At 71.9% G+C, this 18122-nt stretch carries 23 protein-coding genes; 12 read left to right on the top strand and 11 right to left on the bottom strand.

Features of this window, described 5'->3' with window-relative positions:
• Positions 1-65: 65 nt before the first annotated feature.
• Together FHS88_RS19010 and FHS88_RS19005 are read left to right on the top strand one after the other, a co-directional pair.
• Entirely contained in the window at positions 66-710 is a 645-nt protein-coding gene (locus FHS88_RS19010) for a hypothetical protein (RefSeq protein WP_184487076.1), read from the top strand.
• Between the two features lie 11 nt (positions 711-721).
• On the top strand, positions 722-1009 hold the full coding sequence (locus tag FHS88_RS19005; RefSeq protein ID WP_221244495.1) for a c-type cytochrome: 288 nt from the start codon (positions 722-724) through the stop codon (positions 1007-1009).
• A gap of 157 nt (positions 1010-1166) precedes the next feature.
• Here the strand turns inward: FHS88_RS19005 and FHS88_RS19000 are convergent, their stop codons facing one another.
• Together FHS88_RS19000 and FHS88_RS18995 are read right to left on the bottom strand one after the other, a co-directional pair.
• On the bottom strand, positions 1167-1829 hold the full coding sequence (locus FHS88_RS19000; RefSeq protein ID WP_184487074.1) for a hypothetical protein: 663 nt from the start codon (positions 1827-1829) through the stop codon (positions 1167-1169).
• Positions 1830-1959: 130 nt separating this feature from the next.
• Positions 1960-2136: a DUF4169 family protein gene (locus FHS88_RS18995; RefSeq protein ID WP_184487073.1), complete on the bottom strand. Its 177-nt coding sequence runs from the start codon at positions 2134-2136 to the stop codon at positions 1960-1962.
• Between the two features lie 41 nt (positions 2137-2177).
• Here FHS88_RS18995 and FHS88_RS18990 point away from each other — a divergent pair, with 41 nt between their 5' ends.
• Positions 2178-2837 (top strand): dienelactone hydrolase family protein, encoded by a 660-nt coding sequence (locus tag FHS88_RS18990; RefSeq protein WP_184487072.1) that lies wholly within the window; start codon positions 2178-2180, stop codon positions 2835-2837.
• Between the two features lie 30 nt (positions 2838-2867).
• Here FHS88_RS18990 and FHS88_RS18985 read toward each other — a convergent pair whose 3' ends face one another.
• Positions 2868-3065, bottom strand: a complete 198-nt coding sequence (locus FHS88_RS18985; RefSeq protein ID WP_184487071.1) for a hypothetical protein — start codon at positions 3063-3065, stop codon at positions 2868-2870.
• Here FHS88_RS18985 and tsaB point away from each other — a divergent pair.
• Both tsaB and rimI read left to right on the top strand, forming a co-directional pair.
• The gene (tsaB, locus tag FHS88_RS18980; RefSeq protein ID WP_184487070.1) at positions 3052-3723 is read left to right on the top strand and encodes a tRNA (adenosine(37)-N6)-threonylcarbamoyltransferase complex dimerization subunit type 1 TsaB; all 672 of its coding nucleotides are present in this window, start codon (positions 3052-3054) and stop codon (positions 3721-3723) included. The two genes, FHS88_RS18985 and tsaB, sit on opposite strands and share 14 nt — an antisense overlap.
• Before the next feature lie 25 nt (positions 3724-3748).
• Positions 3749-4222: a ribosomal protein S18-alanine N-acetyltransferase gene (gene rimI, locus FHS88_RS18975; RefSeq protein ID WP_184487069.1), complete on the top strand. Its 474-nt coding sequence runs from the start codon at positions 3749-3751 to the stop codon at positions 4220-4222.
• On the opposite strand, the gene FHS88_RS18970 is transcribed toward rimI, so the two are convergent.
• A complete protein-coding gene (locus FHS88_RS18970) occupies positions 4191-4379 on the bottom strand; it encodes a sulfurtransferase TusA family protein (RefSeq protein WP_246420334.1) in 189 nt (62 codons plus the stop codon). The genes rimI and FHS88_RS18970 overlap by 32 nt on opposite strands.
• A 163-nt stretch (positions 4380-4542) precedes the next feature.
• Between FHS88_RS18970 and FHS88_RS18965 the strand changes: the two genes are divergently transcribed.
• The 4 genes from FHS88_RS18965 to FHS88_RS18950 all read left to right on the top strand — a co-directional run bounded on the left by FHS88_RS18965 (position 4543) and on the right by FHS88_RS18950 (position 7081).
• Positions 4543-4974, top strand: a complete 432-nt coding sequence (locus FHS88_RS18965) for a MucR family transcriptional regulator (protein ID WP_184487067.1) — start codon at positions 4543-4545, stop codon at positions 4972-4974.
• A 118-nt stretch (positions 4975-5092) separates the two neighbouring features.
• The gene (locus FHS88_RS18960) at positions 5093-5593 is read left to right on the top strand and encodes a Fur family transcriptional regulator (RefSeq protein ID WP_184487066.1); all 501 of its coding nucleotides are present in this window, start codon (positions 5093-5095) and stop codon (positions 5591-5593) included.
• Complete coding sequence (locus FHS88_RS18955; protein ID WP_184487065.1) at positions 5590-6393, top strand: GNAT family N-acetyltransferase; 804 nt, start codon at positions 5590-5592, stop codon at positions 6391-6393. The genes FHS88_RS18960 and FHS88_RS18955 overlap by 4 nt, the downstream gene beginning before the upstream one ends.
• 55 nt (positions 6394-6448) lie before the next feature.
• A complete protein-coding gene (locus FHS88_RS18950) occupies positions 6449-7081 on the top strand; it encodes a glutathione S-transferase family protein (protein ID WP_184487064.1) in 633 nt (210 codons plus the stop codon).
• Positions 7082-7132: 51 nt separating this feature from the next.
• On the opposite strand, the gene FHS88_RS18945 is transcribed toward FHS88_RS18950, so the two are convergent.
• From FHS88_RS18945 to FHS88_RS18935, 3 genes are all read right to left on the bottom strand, one after another.
• Positions 7133-8047: an ABC transporter permease gene (locus tag FHS88_RS18945; protein ID WP_184487063.1), complete on the bottom strand. Its 915-nt coding sequence runs from the start codon at positions 8045-8047 to the stop codon at positions 7133-7135.
• Positions 8048-8060: 13 nt separating this feature from the next.
• Positions 8061-9014, bottom strand: coding sequence for an ABC transporter permease (locus FHS88_RS18940; RefSeq protein WP_184487062.1), 954 nt, complete (start codon positions 9012-9014; stop codon positions 8061-8063).
• 132 nt (positions 9015-9146) lie between these two features.
• On the bottom strand, positions 9147-10766 hold the full coding sequence (locus FHS88_RS18935) for an ABC transporter substrate-binding protein (protein ID WP_184487061.1): 1620 nt from the start codon (positions 10764-10766) through the stop codon (positions 9147-9149).
• 217 nt (positions 10767-10983) lie between these two features.
• Between FHS88_RS18935 and FHS88_RS18930 the strand changes: the two genes are divergently transcribed.
• Positions 10984-11718 carry an aspartate/glutamate racemase family protein gene (locus FHS88_RS18930; RefSeq protein WP_184487060.1) on the top strand — a complete coding sequence of 245 codons (735 nt, stop codon included), beginning with the start codon at positions 10984-10986 and terminating at the stop codon, positions 11716-11718.
• A gap of 151 nt (positions 11719-11869) precedes the next feature.
• Here the strand turns inward: FHS88_RS18930 and FHS88_RS18925 are convergent, their stop codons facing one another.
• The 4 genes from FHS88_RS18925 to FHS88_RS18910 all read right to left on the bottom strand — a co-directional run bounded on the left by FHS88_RS18925 (position 11870) and on the right by FHS88_RS18910 (position 16161).
• A complete protein-coding gene (locus FHS88_RS18925; RefSeq protein ID WP_184487059.1) occupies positions 11870-13453 on the bottom strand; it encodes an ABC transporter substrate-binding protein in 1584 nt (527 codons plus the stop codon).
• Positions 13454-13576: 123 nt separating this feature from the next.
• Positions 13577-13870, bottom strand: a complete 294-nt coding sequence (gene rpmB, locus FHS88_RS18920) for a 50S ribosomal protein L28 (protein WP_184487058.1) — start codon at positions 13868-13870, stop codon at positions 13577-13579.
• A 98-nt stretch (positions 13871-13968) separates the two neighbouring features.
• Positions 13969-14226 carry a hypothetical protein gene (locus FHS88_RS18915; RefSeq protein WP_184487057.1) on the bottom strand — a complete coding sequence of 86 codons (258 nt, stop codon included), beginning with the start codon at positions 14224-14226 and terminating at the stop codon, positions 13969-13971.
• 60 nt (positions 14227-14286) lie between these two features.
• Complete coding sequence (locus tag FHS88_RS18910; protein ID WP_456306811.1) at positions 14287-16161, bottom strand: ABCB family ABC transporter ATP-binding protein/permease; 1875 nt, start codon at positions 16159-16161, stop codon at positions 14287-14289.
• 236 nt (positions 16162-16397) lie between these two features.
• Between FHS88_RS18910 and FHS88_RS18905 the strand changes: the two genes are divergently transcribed.
• Positions 16398-17153, top strand: a complete 756-nt coding sequence (locus FHS88_RS18905; RefSeq protein WP_184487056.1) for a hypothetical protein — start codon at positions 16398-16400, stop codon at positions 17151-17153.
• A gap of 87 nt (positions 17154-17240) precedes the next feature.
• Positions 17241-18095 (top strand): NUDIX hydrolase, encoded by an 855-nt coding sequence (locus tag FHS88_RS18900; protein ID WP_184487055.1) that lies wholly within the window; start codon positions 17241-17243, stop codon positions 18093-18095.
• The last annotated feature ends 27 nt before the right edge of the window (positions 18096-18122 follow it).

Here is an 18122-nt window from a genome sequence, read left to right as displayed (position 1 = left end):
CTGGGCAAGCGGGGCAGATGGCGATCGGACGACGCAATCGGGACCGGCGGAGACGCGCGGGGCGGGTGTTCCTCTGGTTTGCCAAATGGGGAACGGTGCTCGCCATCTTCGCGGGGCTCGCCTTCTGGTCGTATCGCGGCGGGCTCGACCTCGCGCGCGCCGAGGTCACGGCGCTGGAGCGGCGGCTGGAGGCGCTCGGCACCGAGACCCGCACGCTGCACGCCACGAATGCGCGCCTCGAAGGGGAGCTGCGCCAGGCCCGGCAGGACTACGCCGCGCTCCAGCGCCGCTACGAGCGCGACGTGCCGGCGGGCGACGCCGCGGCGATGTTCCGCCTCGCGCAGGAACGCATCGCCGCGGGCGTGCCGCGGGCGCGGGTGGAGCAGCTTCTGCGCGATGCCGGCCCGGTCGTGCGCTGCGAGGGCCGCGGCACCTCCCGCCGGTTCGCCGTGGCCTACGGCCCGAGGGTGCCCGAGAATGCGGGCATCGAACTGCATGACGGGCTGATCCGCGTGGTGGTGAGCGCTCCGAACCAGACCGACGACCTGACGCGCGCCGCGACGGTGGTGATCCAGGCCGCGGGGCAGGAGCCGCAGAGCTTCACCGGCCTGCCGCAGCGGCAATCGGTGGTGCTGGGCAATGCCGAGATCGCGGTGTCCGTGACCTCGGAAATCCGCGGCTTCGCGACGGTGGCGCTGAGCGGATGCTGAGGGCGTTCGTCATGCTCGGCCTGCTTGCCGCCGGTGCGGCGCGGGCCGATGACCCTGCGCGCGGGGAACGCCTCGCGCGGCAATACTGCGGCGCCTGCCATGCCATCGGGCGCGCCGATGCCAGCCCACGCGCCGATGCGCCTGCCTTCCGCGACCTGCACCGCCGCTATCCGGTCGAACACCTCGCGGAGTCGCTCGCCGAGGGCATCGCGACGGGACACCCGGACATGCCGGAGATCGCCTTCCCGGCGGAGGATGTTTCCGCGTTGATCGCCTGGCTGCGCACGCTGGAGCGCTGATCCGGGGCGCCTCGGCCCGATGGCTCAAGGCTTCGGCGTCTCGGCGGCGTGCCTAAGCCCGGCCGGCCGAAGCCGCCGGCCTCCGCGGCATGCGGGGAGGGCGAGACCGAAGCCGGGAAGCCGGGCCCGATGCCGCGGCGCATGATGAGCCACCGTCTCACCCGATGTCCCGGAGCGTGCCGAGGCGGGGCGAGCGGCCGAGCAGGGCCTCGCCGGCCAGTTCATGCACATCCGCAAGGTCCAGCGTGCCGCCCTCGCCGCGCCAGCGGCTGACGCGCAGTGCCACGGCGCCCTCCACGGCCTGCAGCGCGGCGGCGACGACATCCCGGGTTTCCGCGCCTTCGAAATCCGCCGGATCCAGGGCCATCGCCTCAATCAGCAGGTCGCGGTAGCGCTGATCGCGGTGCTGCGTGCCGATGGGCGGATGGGCCGGATCGAAGCCGGCGAAGATGCCCGCGAGCCTTGCGCGCTCCTCCTCGAGCCCGTCCGGCGGCACCTCCGCATTGGCCACGCGGGCGGCCGTCCTCAGGAAAGGCTCCAGCAGGCCGAACACGACATGGGGGTCGCCCAGATAACCCGGCTCGAGCACGGGGCGGATGACGATCGCGAAGGCCTCGCTGTCGGTGCGGACCTTCGCTTCCCAGCGCAGCGCGTAGCCGTAGCGCATCAGCCCCGCCCATCGCCGCCGGTGGGCCGACAGGATGGGGCCGCGTGGCAGCGGGCCATGGACCGGCAGTTCGTTCAATGGCCGACGCGCCAGGACGGCCAGCAGCAACTCGTTGAACCGCCGGTGCTGCCCGGCGCGGATCAGCACCGACATGCGGCGCGCGATCCGGTCCAAAGGCCCCGAGCCGAAGCGCGGCGGCAGGGGCCAGCCGCGCCGGTCCAGCGGGAAGTCGCCCGGTTCGGTCCCGCCGTCCCGCCCCCGCGGAATACGCAGGGCTGCGCGCCTAGTCGGTCTTCTTCGCCCCATCCAGCAGCGCCTTCCGCCGCGCCTCCGCCCGCGCGTCGTTCAGTTTCTCGGCCTTGGTGCGGCCGTGCTTCACGCGGTTCGCGGCGGCCTCGGCCTCGCGCCGTGCCGCCGCGCGGGCCTTGCGGGCCTTGTTGAGGTTGACGATCTCGGCCATGCGGGAAGGATAGGCCGGCCGAACCCCAGGGGGAAACACCGATGCCGACGATCTCGCTGACCGCCGCCGACGGCCACCGGCTCACCGCCTACCGGGCGGGCCCGCAGGATGCGCCCCGCGCCCTGGTCGTGGTGCAGGAGATCTTCGGGGTGAACCGCCACATCCGCAGCGTGTGCGACCGTTTCGCCGCGGAGGGCTACGCCGTGATCGCGCCCGCGCTGTTCGACCGCGTCGGCGTGGGGATCGAACTCGGCTACGAGGCGGCGGACGTGGCCCAGGGGCGCGAGTTGCGCGGGCGGATCGACCCCGGCCTGACCGTGCTCGATGTGCTGGCCGCGGCCGCGGCGCTGCCGCGCGGGGTCAAGCGCGGCATCGTCGGCTATTGCTGGGGCGGCACTGTCGCCTGGCATGGCGCGACGCGCACCAGCGCCTTCGCGGCCGCCTCGGGCTGGTATGGCGGCGGCATCGCGGCGGCGAAGGAGGAGCAGCCCCGCTGCCCCGTCCAGCTGCATTTCGGCGAGACCGACGCCTCGATCCCGATGGCCGATGTCGAGGCGATCCGCGCCGCGCAGCCGGGCGTCGAGGTCCATGTCTATGGCGGCGGCCACGGCTTCGGCTGCGACGAGCGAGGCTCCTTTGTCGAGGCGGATTACCGCCTCGCGCAGCGGCGCACGCTGGAGTTCTTCGCGAGGCACCTCTGAGGCGCGGCGGGGGCGCGAGCCCCCGCTCCGTCACTGCGGCTGGATGCCCGCCGCGCGGGCGGCCGCGCCCCATTTCTCCATCTCGGACTGGACGAAGGCGCGCATCTCCTCGGGCGCGTTGGACACGATCTCCGCGCCCAGCGCGCGGTGCGGCGAGCGGAAGGGCGCGATCGGCGGTGACCGCCCGGCCAAGGTGGCGTAAAGGCGCGGCATGATGCTGCTGGCCATCGAAGGCGCGCTCGCCCGCTGCTCCGTCGCGCTGCTGCACCAGGGCAGCGTGCTGGCGGAAGCCTCGGCCGAGGCGGCGCGCGGCCATCCCTCCCTGCTGCCGCGCTTCGCCGCCGAGGTGCTGGCCGCCGGCGGCGTCGCGGCGAGCGCGCTCGATGCGGTCGCGGTCGGCGTGGGGCCGGGCGGCTTCACCGGGCTGCGCGCGGCGATCGCGCTGGCCGAGGGCATCGCCCGGGCCGCCGGCCGTCCGCTGCTCGTCGGCGTGACGACGGGCGAGGCGCTGCTCGCCGCGCTGCCGCCCGTCCAGCGTGGCGCGCGGAGCGTCTGGGCGGCGGTGGACAACCGGCGCGGACGCGCGGTCATCGAGCGGTTCGCGAGCGGCGCATGCGTGCCCGAGCCGCCCGAGGTCGTCGCCCTCGATGCACTGCCAGGGGCGGCGGGCCCGGTGCTGGTGCTGGGCGACGCGGCGGAGGCGGTGGCGGCGGCCCTGCGCGCGGCGGGGACGGAGGCCGAGGCCCGGCCGGGCCTGCCGTCCGCCGCGCCGCTCGGGGCGGTTGCGGCGCTGCGCCTGGCCGGCAGGATTCCGCAGCGCGGCGCCGCGCCGCTGTATGCCGAGCCGCCAGCCGTGAGCACCCCGGCCGCGCGGGTGTGCGCCTGAACGCGCGCCGGGCTGGGTGGCGCGCATGACCGCCCCCACGATCCGCCCCGCGGGCCCGGAAGCGGCGGACCTCCTGGCGCTGCTGCATGCCGAGGCGTTCCGGCCCGCCGATCGCTGGGGCGCGCAGGCGATCGGCCTGCTGCTCGCCCTGCCGGGCCATTTCGCCCTGCTGGCGGAGGCGGGTGGCGAGCCGGTCGGCTTCGCCATGGGCCGCGTTGCGGCGGGCGAGGCGGAGGTGCTGACCCTCGCGGTGCGGCCGGCGCATCGGCGGCAGGGCGCGGGGCGGGCGCTGATGCGCGCGCTGATGGAGGAGGCCGCGAAGCGCGGCGCGGATTTGCTGTTCCTGGAAGTGGCGGAGGGCAATGCCGCGGCGCGGTTGCTTTATGCGGGCCTCGGCGCGGCGGAGGCGGGCCGGCGGCGGCGCTACTACCCGGACGGGTCGGATGCGCTGGTGCTGCGCGCCGCGCTCACGCCCCCCGTTCCAGGAGCAGTCGCATGACGCCGCCCTCGCGTTCCTCGGCGGCGAGGATCCGGTGCCCCTGTTCGGCGGCGGTGCGCGGGACATTGCGCCGGGGCTCCTCACCCCTGAGGAAAACTTCCAGGATCTGGCCCGCGGCGAGACGATCGAGCGCGAGCCGCACGCGAACGAATGTCATCGGGCAAGTCTCGCGCGTGATGTCTATGGTGGAATGGGGCGCCAATTCTTCGCGTTCCAGATCAGATCGCGCAGGTTTCATTATTTTCATTCCTTCGGTGATTGCGGCATCAGGTCATGGCGTGTAGTGGAGACGAAACGCTGTGTCAGCAGGGGGCTGAACGATGGCCGAATCGAACCCGAATGCCGAGATCCTCGGGCTGACCGCCCAGATCGTCTCGGCGCATGTCTCGCACAACCCCGTGCCGGCTGCCGATCTGCCGGGACTGATCCAGGAGGTCTTCCGCACCCTCGCCGGCGTCGGCGCCGCGCCGGCCCAGGCGGCGGCGCCCGAGAAGCCGCAGCCCGCGGTCCCGATCAAGAAGTCCATCACGCCCGACTACCTCGTCTGCCTCGAGGACGGGAAGAAGCTCAAGATGCTCAAGCGGCACCTCAAGACCGCCTACAACCTCTCGCCCGAGCAGTATCGCGAGCGCTGGGGCCTGCCGGCGGATTATCCGATGGTGGCGCCGAACTATGCGAAGCACCGTTCCTCGCTCGCCAAGAAGATCGGCCTCGGCACCACGCCGCGGGCGCGCGGCAAGGCCAAGGGCTGACAGCCGCGCCGGGCCGCCCCTCGCGGCAGTGGCCGGATGCGGCCCGGGGGATTATGGTCCGCCGCGCCCCGTCGCCGTGACGGCGGCGTCGTGACGCAACGGGATACCGAACGACCGCATGGAGAGCCGCATCACCGCCCGCGAACCGCGAGCCGAGCGCGCACCCTCCCGCATCGAGGAGCTGTGCATCGAGCGCGGCCTGAAGATGACCGGGCAGCGGCGGCTCATCGCGCGCGTGCTGAGCGAGGCCGAGGACCATCCGGATGTCGAGGATGTCTACCGCCGCGCTCTCGCCCTCGACAGCAAGGTCTCCATCGCCACGGTCTATCGCACCGTGCGCCTGCTCGAGGAGAAGGGCATCCTCGAACGCCGTGACTTCGGCGGCGGACGCGCCCGCTATGACCCCGCCGACCGCGGGCACCACCACCACCTGATCGACGTGGACAGCGGCAAGGTGATCGAGTTCGCCGACGAGGCCTTCGAGGCGCTGGCCCGCGGCATCGCCGAGCGCCTGGGGTTCAAGCTGGTCGGCCAGCGTCTCGAGCTGTTCGGCCGCCGCGCGAGCCCGCCCGAGGCCGAGCGCGGCACGCCGCGCCGGAAGCCCGGGCCGCGCTCATGACCGGGCAGGACCCCGGCTTCGGGGAGCTGCGGGCCGGCAATCTCGGCGTGCGCCTCGCGGTGGACGCGGCCGAGGTGGATGCCGTGCAGGCGCTGCGCTACCGCGTCTTCTACGAGGAGATGGGCGCGCATGCGGATGCCGAAACCGCCGCGACCCGGCGCGACCGCGACGATTTCGACGCGGTGGCGGACCACCTGCTGGTGGTGGACCATGACCGCGGCGAGGGGGCAGGCTCCGTCGTCGGCACCTACCGCCTCATCCGCCGACCCGCCGCGGTGAGACTAGGCCGCTGGTACTCGGCCAGCGAATACGACATCGGCCGCATCATCGCCTTCGATGGCGAGATCCTGGAACTCGGCCGCTCCTGCGTGGATGCCGCCTACCGGACGCGCGGCACGCTTCAGCTGCTTTGGGGCGGCATCGCGGCCTACGTGTTCAAGCACCGCATCGCGCTGATGTTCGGCTGCGCCTCGCTGCCGGGGACCGATCTCGACGCGCTGGCCGATGAGCTGACGTATCTCGCGGCGCACCACATGGCGCCGGAGGCGATCCGGCCCCGCGCCCTGCCCGAGCGCTACGTGCCGATGCTGCGGAAGGATCCGGCGACGATCGACGTGAAGCGGACCCTGGCCGCGCTGCCGCCGCTGGTGAAGGGCTATCTGCGCCTGGGCGGCTTCGTCGGCGACGGCGCGGTGCTCGACCACCAGTTCAACACCACCGATGTCGCGGTGGTGGTCAAGACCGACCAGGTGACGGACAAGTATTATCGCCATTACGAGCGGAAGGTGCGCGAGGCGTAGGCGAACGGCCGCTCGCCGGTCGCAGCAGCGCCACGGGCGCCGCGGAAGGACGGTCATGCTGAAGGTCTGGGGCCGGGTGAACTCGGTCAACGTGAAGAAGGTGCTGTGGATGCTCGAGGAGATCGGCGCGCCTTATGAGCGCACCGATGCGGGCTTGGAGCACGGCGTGGTGGACACGCCAGAATACCGGGCGATGAACCCGAATGGCCGCATTCCGACCATCGAGGATGGCGGTTTCGTGCTGTGGGAGTCGAACTCCATCCTGCGCTACCTCGCGATGAAGCATGGCAGCGCGCTGTATCCGGCGGACCCGGCGGCGCGGGCGAGCGCGGACCGCTGGATGGACTGGCAGCTTTCCACGCTGTCGCCGGCCGAGCGCAACCTGTTCTGGGGCATGGTGCGCACGCCGCCGGGGAAGCGCGACATGGCCGCCGTGATGGCCGCGGCGAAGGCGGCCGGCGCGTGCTGGTCCATCGTGGATGCGTGGATCGCGCGGCATGGCGGGCCATATCTCGATGGCCGCGCGATGACGATCGCGGACATCGTGCTCGGCTGCTACGCCCGGCGCTGGTTCGGGGAGGAGGTGCGGGTCGAGGGGATGCCGCACTTCCCGGCGCTGGCCGACTGGTATGCGCGGCTGGGCGAGCGGCCGGGCTTTGCGCGCTGGGTGGCGCCGCGGATGACGTGAGGCGGGATGGGGCGCGCCGGCCGGGAACCGGTCCGGCGCGCCCCTGACCGTTCACCCCTTCACATCCATCGCCTGCCTGAGCCCGTCGCTCAGCAGGTTGAAGCAGATGGAGGTGACGAAGATGCACGCCCCCGGCAGCACCGCCACCCAGGGCTGCACGTAGATCGCGGTGCGCAGCGTGTTCAGCATCAGCCCCCATTCCGGCTCGGGCGGGCGGGTGCCGAGGCCGAGGAAGGACAGGCCGGAGGCGAGGATCATGCACACGCTGATCAGCGAGGTCGCATAGACGAAGATCGGCCCCAGAACGTTGCCCAGCACATGCACCCGCACGATGGTGAAGGCCCCCGCGCCCGAGGCGCGCGCCGCATCCACGAAGTCGAGGTTGCGCACGCCCGTCGTCACGCTCTCGGCCACGCGGATGATGGGCGGGATGAAGACCAGCGTCAGCGCCAGGATGGCGTTGACGATGCCCGCGCCGAGCGCGCCGGAGATGGCAACGGCCAGCAGCACCGAGGGGAAGGCGTAGAACACGTCGGTGGCGCGCATGATCGCCATGTTCACGCGCCCGCCCGCGAAGCCCGCCAGCACCCCGAGCGTGGTGCCGATGACGAAGGCGAGGAAAACCGGCGTGATGCCCATGAACCAGGACAGGCGCCCGCCATGGAGCAGGCGCGTCAGCATGTCGCGGCCGAGCTCATCGGTGCCGAGGATGTGGTTCTCCGTCCCGATCGGGCGCAGCCGCCGCAGCATCGAGCCCTGGTAGGGATCGTGCGGAGCGATCAGCGGCGCGAAGACGATGGCGAGGAACATCGCCAGCAGCACCAGCGCGCAGACGATGGTGACCGGATCCCGCCGCAGGCGCTTCCAGACGCCGGCCCAGTATCCCTGGCTGCGGGCGGCGGCCTGCCTTGCCTGGATGGCGAGCTCGGCCTCGGCGGCGGTGGGCGTGGAGGAGGTGGTGCTCATCGTCCTGTCTCCCTCAGGCCCGCTTGATGCGAGGATCGAGCGCGGTCTGCACCAGGTCCACGAGCAGGTTCAGCGCCACGAAGAACATCGCCAGCACCAGGATCGTGCCCTGCAGCACGGGCAGGTCGCGCTGGAAGATCGCGTTGTTCAGCAGAAGCCCGGTGCCGGGCCAGGAGAACACCGTCTCGACCAGGATCGAGCCGCCCATCAGGTAGCCGAGCTGCAGACCCATCACCGCGAGCGCGTTCGGTGCCGCGTTCTTCACCACATGGACGAAGATGCCGCCGCGCGTCAGCCCCTTGCCGCGCAGCGCGGTGACGAATTCCTGGTTCATGATCTCGGCCACGAGGCCGCGCACCGTGCGCGTGACGATGCCCATGGGAATGACCGCGAGCGTCACTGCGGGCAGGATCAGGTGCTTCATGTGCTCCCAGTCCCAGGCCCAGTCGGCGGAGCCGCCTGGCCCCGCGCCCATCGCCGGCAGCCAGTTGAGCTGCACCGAGAAGATCACCACCAGCACCATGCCCAGCCAGTAATGCGGCACCGAGACGCCAGCTACGGCGATGCTGGTCGCGGCGCGGTCGATGAAGGAGCCGCGGAAGGTGCCGGCGAGCCCGCCCAGGATGCAGCCGAGCACGAAGCCGAGCAGGGAGGCGACGGTGGCGAGCAGCAGCGTGTTCGAGATGGCCGAGGAAAGGTCGGACCACACGCTGCGCCCGGTGGCGAGCGAGCGGCCGAGGTCGCCCTGCACCACCTTCATCAGCCAGATGCCGAACTGCACGGGCAGCGGCTTGTCGAGGCCGTAGTCGCGGCGGACCTGCTCCACCACGTCACCCGGCGCATCCGCCGGCACGATCGCGTTGATCGGGTCGCCCGGCGCGATCTGCACCAGCATGAAGCACACGAACCCGACCGCGAGCGCGATCGGGATCGCGTAGAGGATGCGCCTGATCAGGTAGAAGAACATCCACTCATCCTCTGAAGCCTTGTGAAGCCCCGCCGCGGCCTTGCCGCGACGGGAGGAAGCAACTGCCTGGGATGAACGTCATCCCGCTCCCCCGCGGCGGCCCGGCTGCCGGAAACCGTCGCGGGGAATGCATCACTGGATGTAGGGCAGGCGCAGGTCCACGAACCAGGACTGCGGCTGCACGTAGCCACGGATGCGCGGGGACATGGCGCGCGGCGCGACGTCATGCGCGATCCAGATGAACAGCGCCTCGTCCACGCCGGCCGCGTGCAGGCGGGCGAGCGCGGCGTCACGCTCGGCCGCGTCGAAGGAGTTGCGCGCGACGCGGATCATCTCGTCGAAGCGGGGGTCGTTGAAGTGCCCCCAGTTGTTCGAGACCGGCGGCGCCATCTTCGAATCCCAGAAGCGGACCATGGCGAAGAAGGGATCCATGGCGGCGAAGGAGACGTTGATCGCATGCGCCCCGCGCGCCGAGGGATGCTGGCAGCCGTTGCGCCAGTTGGTGAACAGCGCGTTCCACTCGATCACGTCGAACTCGACATTCACGCCGACCTGGCGCAACTCCTGCTGCACGAACTCGTTCATCGGCAGCGGCTGCATCTGCCCCGAGCCGGAGGCGGAGATCTGCACCCGCAGCGTCAGCGGCCGGTTGGGGCCGTAGCCCGCCTCGGCGAGCAGGCGGCGCGCCTCGGCCTTGTCGTGGCGGATCTGGAAGGACGGGTTGCCGAACCAGGGATGCCCGCGCGGCACCGTGCCGACCGGCACCGCCATCATGCCGCCGAGCAGCGTGCGCAGCCCCTCGCGGTCGATGGCGAGGTTCAGCGCCTGGCGCACGCGCACGTCGCGCAGCGGGCTGTCGCCGACGAAACAGGGCTGCCAGGGCCAGACATGGGGCTGCGCGTTGGAGGTGATGACCATGCCGCGCGCGCGGAGCTGCGGAATGGCATCCGGTGCAGGGGCCTCGATCCAGTCCACCTGGTTCGAGAGCAGCGCCGCGGTGCGGGCATTGGCCTCAGGGATCGGGAGCAGCACGATCCGCTCCGCGCGCGCCTTGTCGCCCCAATAGGCGTCGTTGCGCACGTATTCCACCCGCTCGCGCGGGACGAAGCGGGCCATGCGGAAGGGCCCGGTGCCCGAGGGCTCGCGCGCGAAGGCGTTCCAGGCGGCCTCGGCGGTCGGGTTGGCGTCGCGGAAGCGCTGCCACTGCGCGGGGCTCGCCATGAAGAGGTTGGTCAGGTTGATCGGCAGCAGGCTGTCGGGCTCGCTGGTGAAGAGGGCGACGGTGTGGTCGTCGATCTTTTCGGCCCGCCGCAGCGTCGGCATGCGCGTGGCCGTCACGCCGACCTGGCGGGGGTCGAAATGCGGGGCCTCGCGGTCGAGCACCTTGCGCACGTTCCACACCACGGCATCGGCGTTGAACTCGGAGCCGTCGTGGAAGCGCACGCCGCGGCGCAACGTGAAGATCCAGCGGGTGCGGTCATTGGGGTCCACGCGCCATTCGGTGGCGAGGCCGGGGATGACGGTCGAGGGTCGGTCCGCCGAGGACAGATCCCACATCGTCAGGCTGTCGAAGAGCGGGATGCCGGTGAAGCGGTTGCCCTCGAAGCCCTGGTCCGGCTGGCCGTTGGTCAGCGGGATGTCGGCGGCCGTCATGCCGATGCGGATGGTGCCCTGGGCCTGGACGGCGGTGGCGGCCACCAGCGCGGGGAGCGCGGCGAGGCAGGCGGTGAGCAGGAAGCGTCGCAGTCGCATCGGGCCAAGTCCTCTCTGTCAGGCGTTTCCCCGGCGCGCCGGCGGGATCGGGCCGCGCGCCACGCCATGAAGGTGCGGCGCAGCAAGGGCCGTGCCATCCGGCGCGGGGCGGATGCTAGCATCCGTTGCGCACTTGTCTGCCCGCAAAACCGGCAGCCTGCCCGCCGGAGCGGCCACGCCCTTGCGCGGAGGGTCCGGGCCATGCTCATGCGAGGGGATGCGCCTGCTCCTGCTCAACGGCAACACCGACGCGGCGATCACCGCGATGCTCGCCCGCCATGCGGCCGAGGCGATCCCGCGCCTGGGCTTGCCTGCGGCGGAGCTGGATGCGGTCACCGCAGCCTTCGGTGCCCGCTATATCGCGACGCGCGCGGCGGTGGCGGTGGCGGGTCATGCCGTCCTCGCGGCCCTGGCCGAGCATGTCGGCCCGGACAATCCGCGCGGCTACGATGCGGCGCTGATCGCCTGCTTCGGCGAACCGGGCATCGAGGCGGCGCGGGAGGTGATGCCCATCCCCGTGGTCGGCATGGCGGAGGCATCCATCGCCGCCGCGCTCGCCATCGCGCCGCGCATCGCGCTGCTGACCGGCGGCGCCTTGTGGGTGCCGATGCTGGAGGAGTTCGCGCTGGTCCGCGGGCATGGGCGCGACCGGGTGCTGGTGCGCGGCGTGACGCCGACGGGCGACATGATCGCGCGCGACCCGGACGGGGCGGTCGCGCTGCTCGCCGAGGTCGCGCGCGAGGCGGTGGCGGATGGCGCGGGCGCGGTGGTGCTGGGCGGCGCGGGCCTCGCCGGCCTAGCTGCGCGCGTCGCGCCGTCTGTGCCGGTGCCGGTGCTGGACAGCCTGGATTGCGCGCTGGCGGCGGCGCTGGGCGGCAGGACGCTGGCCGTTCGGGTGGCGCAGGCGCCGGCGGTGGGTCTGTCGGCGCCGCTTGCCCGATGGTTCGGGTGATGCCGGCGGGCGAGGGGTCCGGCCCTGTCCCCTGCCGGAAGCGCGCCTTCCGTGCGCGGGGCAGCCGCGCGCAGAACCAGGGGCTCGGTTTCCAAAGGCCCTTCGGCCTTTGGCGGGGTGAGGTCCGGAGAGGGGCGGCGCCCCTCTCCGCCTATGGCGCCACACCAAGCGACATCGCCAGCGTGTATTCGTCCGACCGCGCCACATAGGTCAGCCCGCGCCGCGTCGCCCAGATGTTCACCTGGTGATGCACCGGCAGCACCGGCGCGTCCGCCATGGCGAGGCGCATCGCCTCGCGCCACAGCCGGATGCGTTCCTGCTGGTCCATCGAGACCACGGCCCGTTCGTACAGCGCATCCACCGCGGGGTTGGAATAGCCGTGGCGGTTCACCGTGCCCCAGCCGCGCTCGCGGTTCTGCGTGAGCAGCACGGGGGCGAAGATGTTGTTGGGCTCGAAGGCGGAGGACTGCCATCCGGTCAGCGAGGCGCTGAAGGCCCGCTGCGCGCTGCGCGGGAAGAAGACATTGGATGGCATGGCATCCACCCGCACGCGGATGCCGATGCGCTGCCAGAATCCGGCGATCGCCTGCAGGATGCGATCGTCGTTCACGTAGCGGTCGTTCGGCCCGGCGAACACCAGGGTGAAGCCCTGGCCCCAGCCGGCCTCGGCGAGCAGCGCGCGGGCGCGGGCCGGGTCGTAGGGGTCGGGGCCCAGTTCAGGGTCCGCGACGCCGAGGCCGATGGCCTGCATCTGGCCCGCCGGCACCGACTGGCCCTCCATGATCTGGCGGCGGATCCCCTCGCGGTCGATGGCGAGCGACAGCGCCCGCCGCACCCGAACGTCCTTGAGCGGGTTGCGGTCCATCGGGCGGCCCTCGAGGTCGAGCACGCCGGGGGAGGTATCGCGGCTCACGTCGAGCGGGATGTAGATCAGGCGCGTGCCCGGACTGCGCCAGACGGCGATGTTGGGATCGCGCTCGAGCATCGCGACGTCGCGCGGCGGCACGATCTCGATGAGCTGCACGTCGCCCGCCCGCAGCGCCGCCACGCGCGCGCTGTCGTTGGCGATGATGCGGAAGGTGACGCGGGAGAAGGGCGAGGGCTCGCCCCGCCAGGCGGGATTGCGTTCGAGCACCACGCGCTCGCCCTGGGTGTAGGAGACAAGGCGGAAGCGCCCCGAGCCGATGGCCGCGCGCCCGGCGTTGAAATCCTGCGTCGTGGCGCTGCGGGCGATGCGCTCGGGCACGAACATCAGGGGCGGGATGTCTTCGGGCAGCAGGGGCGCGGGGCCGTGGGTGAGCAGCCGGACGGTGCGCGGGCCCGCCGCCTCCACGGCGCGCACGCGGTTGACGTAGATGGTCAGGCGCCCCGGGCTGTTCGGGACATCGGGCAGGCGGGCGATGGTCGCCGCAATGTCGGCGGCGGTGACGGGCTGGCCATCGGAGAAGCGCGCCTCCGGGTGGAGGTGGAAATCCCAGCCGAGGCCGTCGGGCAGCATCTCCCAACGCTCGGCCAGGGCCGGGATGGTCCGGCCCTTCTCGTCGCGCCAGACCAGCGGCTCGAACACGTGCTGCTGCACCATGAAGGAGGGCGCATGGGCGAAGAAATGCGGGTCGAAGGAGGCCGGCGGGGCGCCGAGGGCGATCGTCACCTCCCGGCCCGGCGGCGCCTGCTGGGCGGCGGCGGCGATCGGCAGGAGGGCGGCGAGGGCGGCGGTCGGCAGGCGGAGGCGCATGCGGTCAACTCCCGGTCGGGTCCTTCCCGACCGCGAGGCTAGGCCAGCGCGCCGGCGCGCAGGCAAGAAAAAAGGCGGCTGCCCCGGCCGGGGCGCCGCCCTGTCAGTCTCCCGGTGGGCCGCTCAGGCGGCCTTCTTCGCCTGCGCGCGCTCGATGCGGCGCTTGAGCGTCAGGGCCTCCGCCGGCAGGCGCCGGTCGGGCGTGCCGAGGAGGAAGGCGTCGAGCCCGCCATTGTGCTCCACCGTGCGGATGCCGTTGGTGGACAGGCGCAGCTTCACCGCCGTGCCGAGCACGTCGGAGTAGAAGGAGGTTTCCTGCAGGTTGGGCAGGAAGCGCCGGCGGGTCTTGTTGTTGGCGTGGCTGACGTTGTTGCCCGTCAGGACGCCCTTGCCGGTGATGCCGCAGCGGCGGGCCATGATGATAACCCCGAAACGATCAGGGCGCGCAGAGACAAGGCCCCGCGCGCGGGTGGAACCGATGAAGGCGGGGCTTGTGGCGCAGGCGGGGCCGCGCGTCAAGCCTTCCGGGCCGGCGGTTCCCGCGCCTCGGCGAGTTCGCCGCGCTCCACCGATGCCAGGGCGTTGCGCAGCACGGCCGCGACCGCCTGGTCGCTCATGCTGCGCGCCAGCAGCCCGAGCGCGCCGCCGAGCAGGGCCGAGGCGATCGAGATGGGCGCGATGTTCTGGTCCATCATGTACTCGATCGCCTTGTCCACGACCGAACCGGCGTGGCTGAGGTCCTGCGGCGCGTCGCCGGGGACGTCCTGCTGCATGCGGCGTTCTCCTTGCTTACTGCTGACATGGGGCCGGCGGCGCGCCGTGTAACCCCCCCGTTACGCGCCTGCCTCGCCGGGGCGCGGCCCGCGGGGGCGGTCGAGATCGGCCTCGGCCTGGGCGCGGGCTGCGGCCTCGGCGGCGGCGACGGCCTCGGATTGCCGGCGCCACATCTCGGCATAGAGGCCATCGGCGGCGATCAGGGAGGCATGGGTGCCGCGCTCGGCGATGCGCCCTTCCTGCAGCACGATGATCTCGTCCGCCTCGACCACGGTGGACAGGCGATGGGCGATCACCAGCGTCGTGCGGTTGCGGGCCACGTCGCGCAGCGCGGCCTGGATCTCCTGCTCGGTGCGGGTGTCGAGCGCGGAGGTCGCCTCGTCGAGGATGAGGATGCGCGGGTCCTTGAGGATGGTGCGCGCGATGGCGACGCGCTGCTTCTCGCCGCCGGAGAGCTTCAGGCCGCGCTCGCCCACGCGGGTGGCGTAGCCTTCCGGCAGGCGGACCACGAAGTCGTGCACCTGGGCGGCGCGGGCGGCGGCCTCGACCTCCGCGTCGGTCGCTCCCGGCCGGCCATAGGCGATGTTGTAGCGGATGGTGTCGTTGAACAGCACGGTGTCCTGCGGCACCACGCCGATCGCCGCGCGCAGGCTCGCCTGCGTCACCTCGCGCAAATCCTGGCCATCCACCGTCACGCGGCCGCCGGTCACGTCGTAGAAGCGGAAGAGCAGGCGGGAAATGGTGGACTTGCCCGCGCCGGTCGGGCCGACGATGGCGAGCATCCGTCCCGGCGCGACGGTGAAGGAGACGCCCTTCAGGATCTCCCGGTCCGGCCGGTAGCCGAAGCGCACCTCCTCGAAGCGCACCTCTCCCGGGCCGATCGCGAGCGGCTTCGCGCCCGGGGCGTCCTTCACCTCGGCCGGCACTTCGAGCAGGCGGAACATCTGCTCCATGTCGGTCAGGCCCTGGCGGATCTCGCGATAGGCGAAGCCGAGGATGTTGAGCGGGAGGTAGAGCTGGATGAGGTAGGTGTTGACCATCACGAGGTCGCCCACGCTCATGCGCCCCTCGGCGATGCCCTGGCCGGCGAGGAGCATCACCACCGTCAGCCCCACCGCCATGATCAGCGCTTGGCCGGCGTTGAGCATGTTGAGCGTGGTCTCGGAGCGCACATAGGCGCGCTCGTAGCGCGAGAGGCTCTCCTCGTAGCGGCGCGCCTCGTGGGCCTCGTTGTTGAAGTACTTGACGGTCTCGTAGTTGAGCAGGCTGTCCACCGCCTTGGTGTTCGCCTCCTCGTCGGTCTGGTTCATCTGCCGGCGGAAGCGCAGGCGCCAGTTCGTGAAGGTCAGGGTGAAGGCGACATAGGCCGCGATGGTGCCGAGCATCGTCACGGTGAAGGACAGCGCGAACATCCACCACAGGATCAGCGCCACGAAGAGGATCTCGACGATGGTCGGGATGATGTTGAACAGCAGGAAGTTCAGCGAGGTGGCGATGCCGCGCACGCCGCGCTCGATGACGCGGGAGAGGCCGCCCGTGGCGCGGTCCATGTGGAAGCGCATGGACAGCGCGTGCAGGTGCTCGAACACCTCGAGCGCGACGCGGCGGCCGGCGCGCGCCTGGACCTTGGCGAAGATGGCGTTGCGCAGCTCCCCGAAGGCCGAGGCCATCACGCGCAGGATGCCGTAGCCGAGGATCAGCGCGACCGGTACCGTCGCCACCGCGCCCACGCCCGATTGCGGGGCGAGGGCATCCACCGCGCGGGCATAGGCGATCGGCACCAGGACATTCGCCGCCTTGGCCGCCGCGACCAGCACGAGCGCGGCGACGACGCGCAGGCGCATCTCGGTCTCGCCCCTGGGCCAGAGATAGGGGGCGATGCGCAGCAGGGCGCGCAGGTGGTTTTCCTGGTGCTTCGGGGGTGCTGGCGGCACGCGGCTGGCTCTCCGGTCGGTCCCGCGAGATGGGGCGGGAAGGGCGGCGCGGGGAGCGCCTGAATCCGCATGGGAGCCATCCCGGTGCGGGATGCAAGCCCTTTGCTGGCGGATTCGACTGCGGCTCCGGCTCCGGACTATGCCCGCCTGAGGCCGTGAAATCCGTTTGCGTGTCGGAGCTTGGTTCGGTTGTGATCCTGCAATCCGCGTTCCCAAGGGCTGGGAAAGGAGGCCGGATGGAAAAGTCGTTGCAGGCCAAGCAGGCCTGGATCGCCACCCTGGCCAAGCCGATCGTGCCGGTCGCGCGCAACCGGCTGATTGCGGCAACCACGGCCGTGAAGCTCGCGCGCACTTTGATGCCCAGCGGCCTTGCCAACGTCTTCGCGCCTTTCGAGGGCGGGCGCTGGGGAGGACAGGTGCCAGCGGGCGGGCCCGGATGGCTCAAGCCCTTCGACAAGCCGGCGGAGGAAACGGGGGGACTTTTTGCCATCCGTCAACTGGCCATCGAGCTTGATCGCTGGGGCAGTGCGGTCGCGTCCACGCATGGCGTGGACGAGGCGCTCGACAAGCTCGTCTATGACGAGGAGTACGCCATGACCCTGCCGGTCACCGATCCCTACCGCCTCGACCACGCGGACGAGGTCGCCTACGAGGCGTTGCGCCACCGCGGCGGCAATTGCGGCTATTATGCCTCGGCGACCTTCGCGTTGCTGCGCCATGGCGGAGTTGCGCCGCTCGACATGCTCATCATCCTTCCGCGCGAGGGCGGCCGCTTCGCAGACAGCCACACGGTGGCGGTTCTCGGGATTCCGGATGTTGAGGGCAACCAGAAGGAACCGCCCTTCGCCCAGTGGTCCGAACAGGCGGTGATCGCGGACCCCACGACGGATGAGATGGGCATGCCCGCGTCCGTCCTGGGTACCCGGTGGCCGCCGGGGAAGTATCGGCTGCTCTCCTACGTCCGGGTGCCGCCGGGGAAGCCCGGCGGCTAACTGGCAACTCTCACCCGTGCGTCCGTCTGCCGAGCGTTCCGGGATCCCGCCGTTCCGGCTTATCGCGTTCTGCTCTAAGCCGATGCCATGCCCGACCCCGCGCTGTTCCGCCACATCCAGGCCTGCAACAACATCGCCTCCCCGGCCGGGCTGATCCCGTTCCGCATGGGCGGGGCGCAGGTCGGCTGGGTGAAGCCCGAGCTCGCCCAGGCGCTGACCTTCCGCCCGCGCGACTTCCACTTCGACCGCGACGGCGTGTCGCTGGCCGGGCGGCTGCGCAGCCCCGGCCAGCGCAGCCAGGCCCTGGCCGAGGCGCTGCCGGCGCTCGCCGCGCGGGGGCATCTCAGGCTGCGCGGGGAGGATTTCGACGTGCGCGAGACCAGCACGGGCCCGGTGCTCGCGACGCTCGACCGTGGCGCGCTGCCCGCCTTCGGCGTGATGTCGCAGGGCGTGCATGTGAACGGCCTGGTGCGGCGGCCGGACGGGCTGCATGTCTGGGTCGGCGTACGCGCCCGGGCCAAGGCGGTCGCGCCGGGGCAGCTCGACAACGTGGTGGCCGGCGGCATCCCGGCCGGGCTGAGCGCCGAGGAATGCCTCGTGAAGGAAGCGGCGGAGGAGGCCTGCCTGCCGCCCGGCCTCGCCGCCGCGGCCCGGCCGGCCGGGCGCGTCTCCTACATCATGGCCAATGCCGAGGGCCTCAGGCGCGACGTGCTGCATTGCTACGACCTCGACATCCCCGAGGGCGTGATCCCGCGCCCCGGCGACGACGAGGTGGAGCGGTTCGAGCTGTGGCCCGCCGCCCGGCTGCTCGAGGCGGTGCGCGCGACCGATTCGGTGAAGTTCAACGTCAACCTGGTGCTGCTCGACCTGTTCCTGCGCGAGGGGCTGGTCGAGGACCCCGACGGCGCCCTGCGCGCCGGGCTCGACCAGGGGCCGGATTGACCGCGGGCGCGGCGGCGCCATCTGCGC

This window comes from Neoroseomonas alkaliterrae, from assembly GCF_014199195.1.
GTDB classification, from domain to species: domain Bacteria; phylum Pseudomonadota; class Alphaproteobacteria; order Acetobacterales; family Acetobacteraceae; genus Neoroseomonas; species Neoroseomonas alkaliterrae.
The sequence above is the reverse complement of the archived record's forward strand: the minus strand, read 5'-3'. Positions and strand labels throughout refer to the sequence as shown.

Bases quoted from the DNA above. Each gene is read 5' to 3' on its own strand.
- FHS88_RS19005 (WP_221244495.1), top strand. From the start codon at position 722: ATGCTCGGCCTGCTTGCCGCCGGTGCGGCGCGGGCCGATGACCCTGCG.
- FHS88_RS19000 (WP_184487074.1), bottom strand. From the start codon at position 1,829: ATGTCGGTGCTGATCCGCGCCGGGCAGCACCGGCGGTTCAACGAGTTG.
- FHS88_RS18995 (WP_184487073.1), bottom strand. From the start codon at position 2,136: ATGGCCGAGATCGTCAACCTCAACAAGGCCCGCAAGGCCCGCGCGGCG.
- FHS88_RS18990 (WP_184487072.1), top strand. From the start codon at position 2,178: ATGCCGACGATCTCGCTGACCGCCGCCGACGGCCACCGGCTCACCGCC.
- tsaB (WP_184487070.1), top strand. From the start codon at position 3,052: ATGCTGCTGGCCATCGAAGGCGCGCTCGCCCGCTGCTCCGTCGCGCTG.
- FHS88_RS18985 (WP_184487071.1), bottom strand. From the start codon at position 3,065: ATGGCCAGCAGCATCATGCCGCGCCTTTACGCCACCTTGGCCGGGCGG.
- rimI (WP_184487069.1), top strand. From the start codon at position 3,749: ATGACCGCCCCCACGATCCGCCCCGCGGGCCCGGAAGCGGCGGACCTC.
- FHS88_RS18970 (WP_246420334.1), bottom strand. From the start codon at position 4,379: ATGACATTCGTTCGCGTGCGGCTCGCGCTCGATCGTCTCGCCGCGGGC.
- FHS88_RS18965 (WP_184487067.1), top strand. From the start codon at position 4,543: ATGGCCGAATCGAACCCGAATGCCGAGATCCTCGGGCTGACCGCCCAG.
- FHS88_RS18960 (WP_184487066.1), top strand. From the start codon at position 5,093: ATGGAGAGCCGCATCACCGCCCGCGAACCGCGAGCCGAGCGCGCACCC.
- FHS88_RS18955 (WP_184487065.1), top strand. From the start codon at position 5,590: ATGACCGGGCAGGACCCCGGCTTCGGGGAGCTGCGGGCCGGCAATCTC.
- FHS88_RS18950 (WP_184487064.1), top strand. From the start codon at position 6,449: ATGCTGAAGGTCTGGGGCCGGGTGAACTCGGTCAACGTGAAGAAGGTG.
- FHS88_RS18945 (WP_184487063.1), bottom strand. From the start codon at position 8,047: ATGAGCACCACCTCCTCCACGCCCACCGCCGCCGAGGCCGAGCTCGCC.
- FHS88_RS18940 (WP_184487062.1), bottom strand. From the start codon at position 9,014: ATGTTCTTCTACCTGATCAGGCGCATCCTCTACGCGATCCCGATCGCG.
- FHS88_RS18935 (WP_184487061.1), bottom strand. From the start codon at position 10,766: ATGCGACTGCGACGCTTCCTGCTCACCGCCTGCCTCGCCGCGCTCCCC.
- FHS88_RS18930 (WP_184487060.1), top strand. From the start codon at position 10,984: ATGCGCCTGCTCCTGCTCAACGGCAACACCGACGCGGCGATCACCGCG.
- FHS88_RS18925 (WP_184487059.1), bottom strand. From the start codon at position 13,453: ATGCGCCTCCGCCTGCCGACCGCCGCCCTCGCCGCCCTCCTGCCGATC.
- rpmB (WP_184487058.1), bottom strand. From the start codon at position 13,870: ATGGCCCGCCGCTGCGGCATCACCGGCAAGGGCGTCCTGACGGGCAAC.
- FHS88_RS18915 (WP_184487057.1), bottom strand. From the start codon at position 14,226: ATGCAGCAGGACGTCCCCGGCGACGCGCCGCAGGACCTCAGCCACGCC.
- FHS88_RS18905 (WP_184487056.1), top strand. From the start codon at position 16,398: ATGGAAAAGTCGTTGCAGGCCAAGCAGGCCTGGATCGCCACCCTGGCC.
- FHS88_RS18900 (WP_184487055.1), top strand. From the start codon at position 17,241: ATGCCCGACCCCGCGCTGTTCCGCCACATCCAGGCCTGCAACAACATC.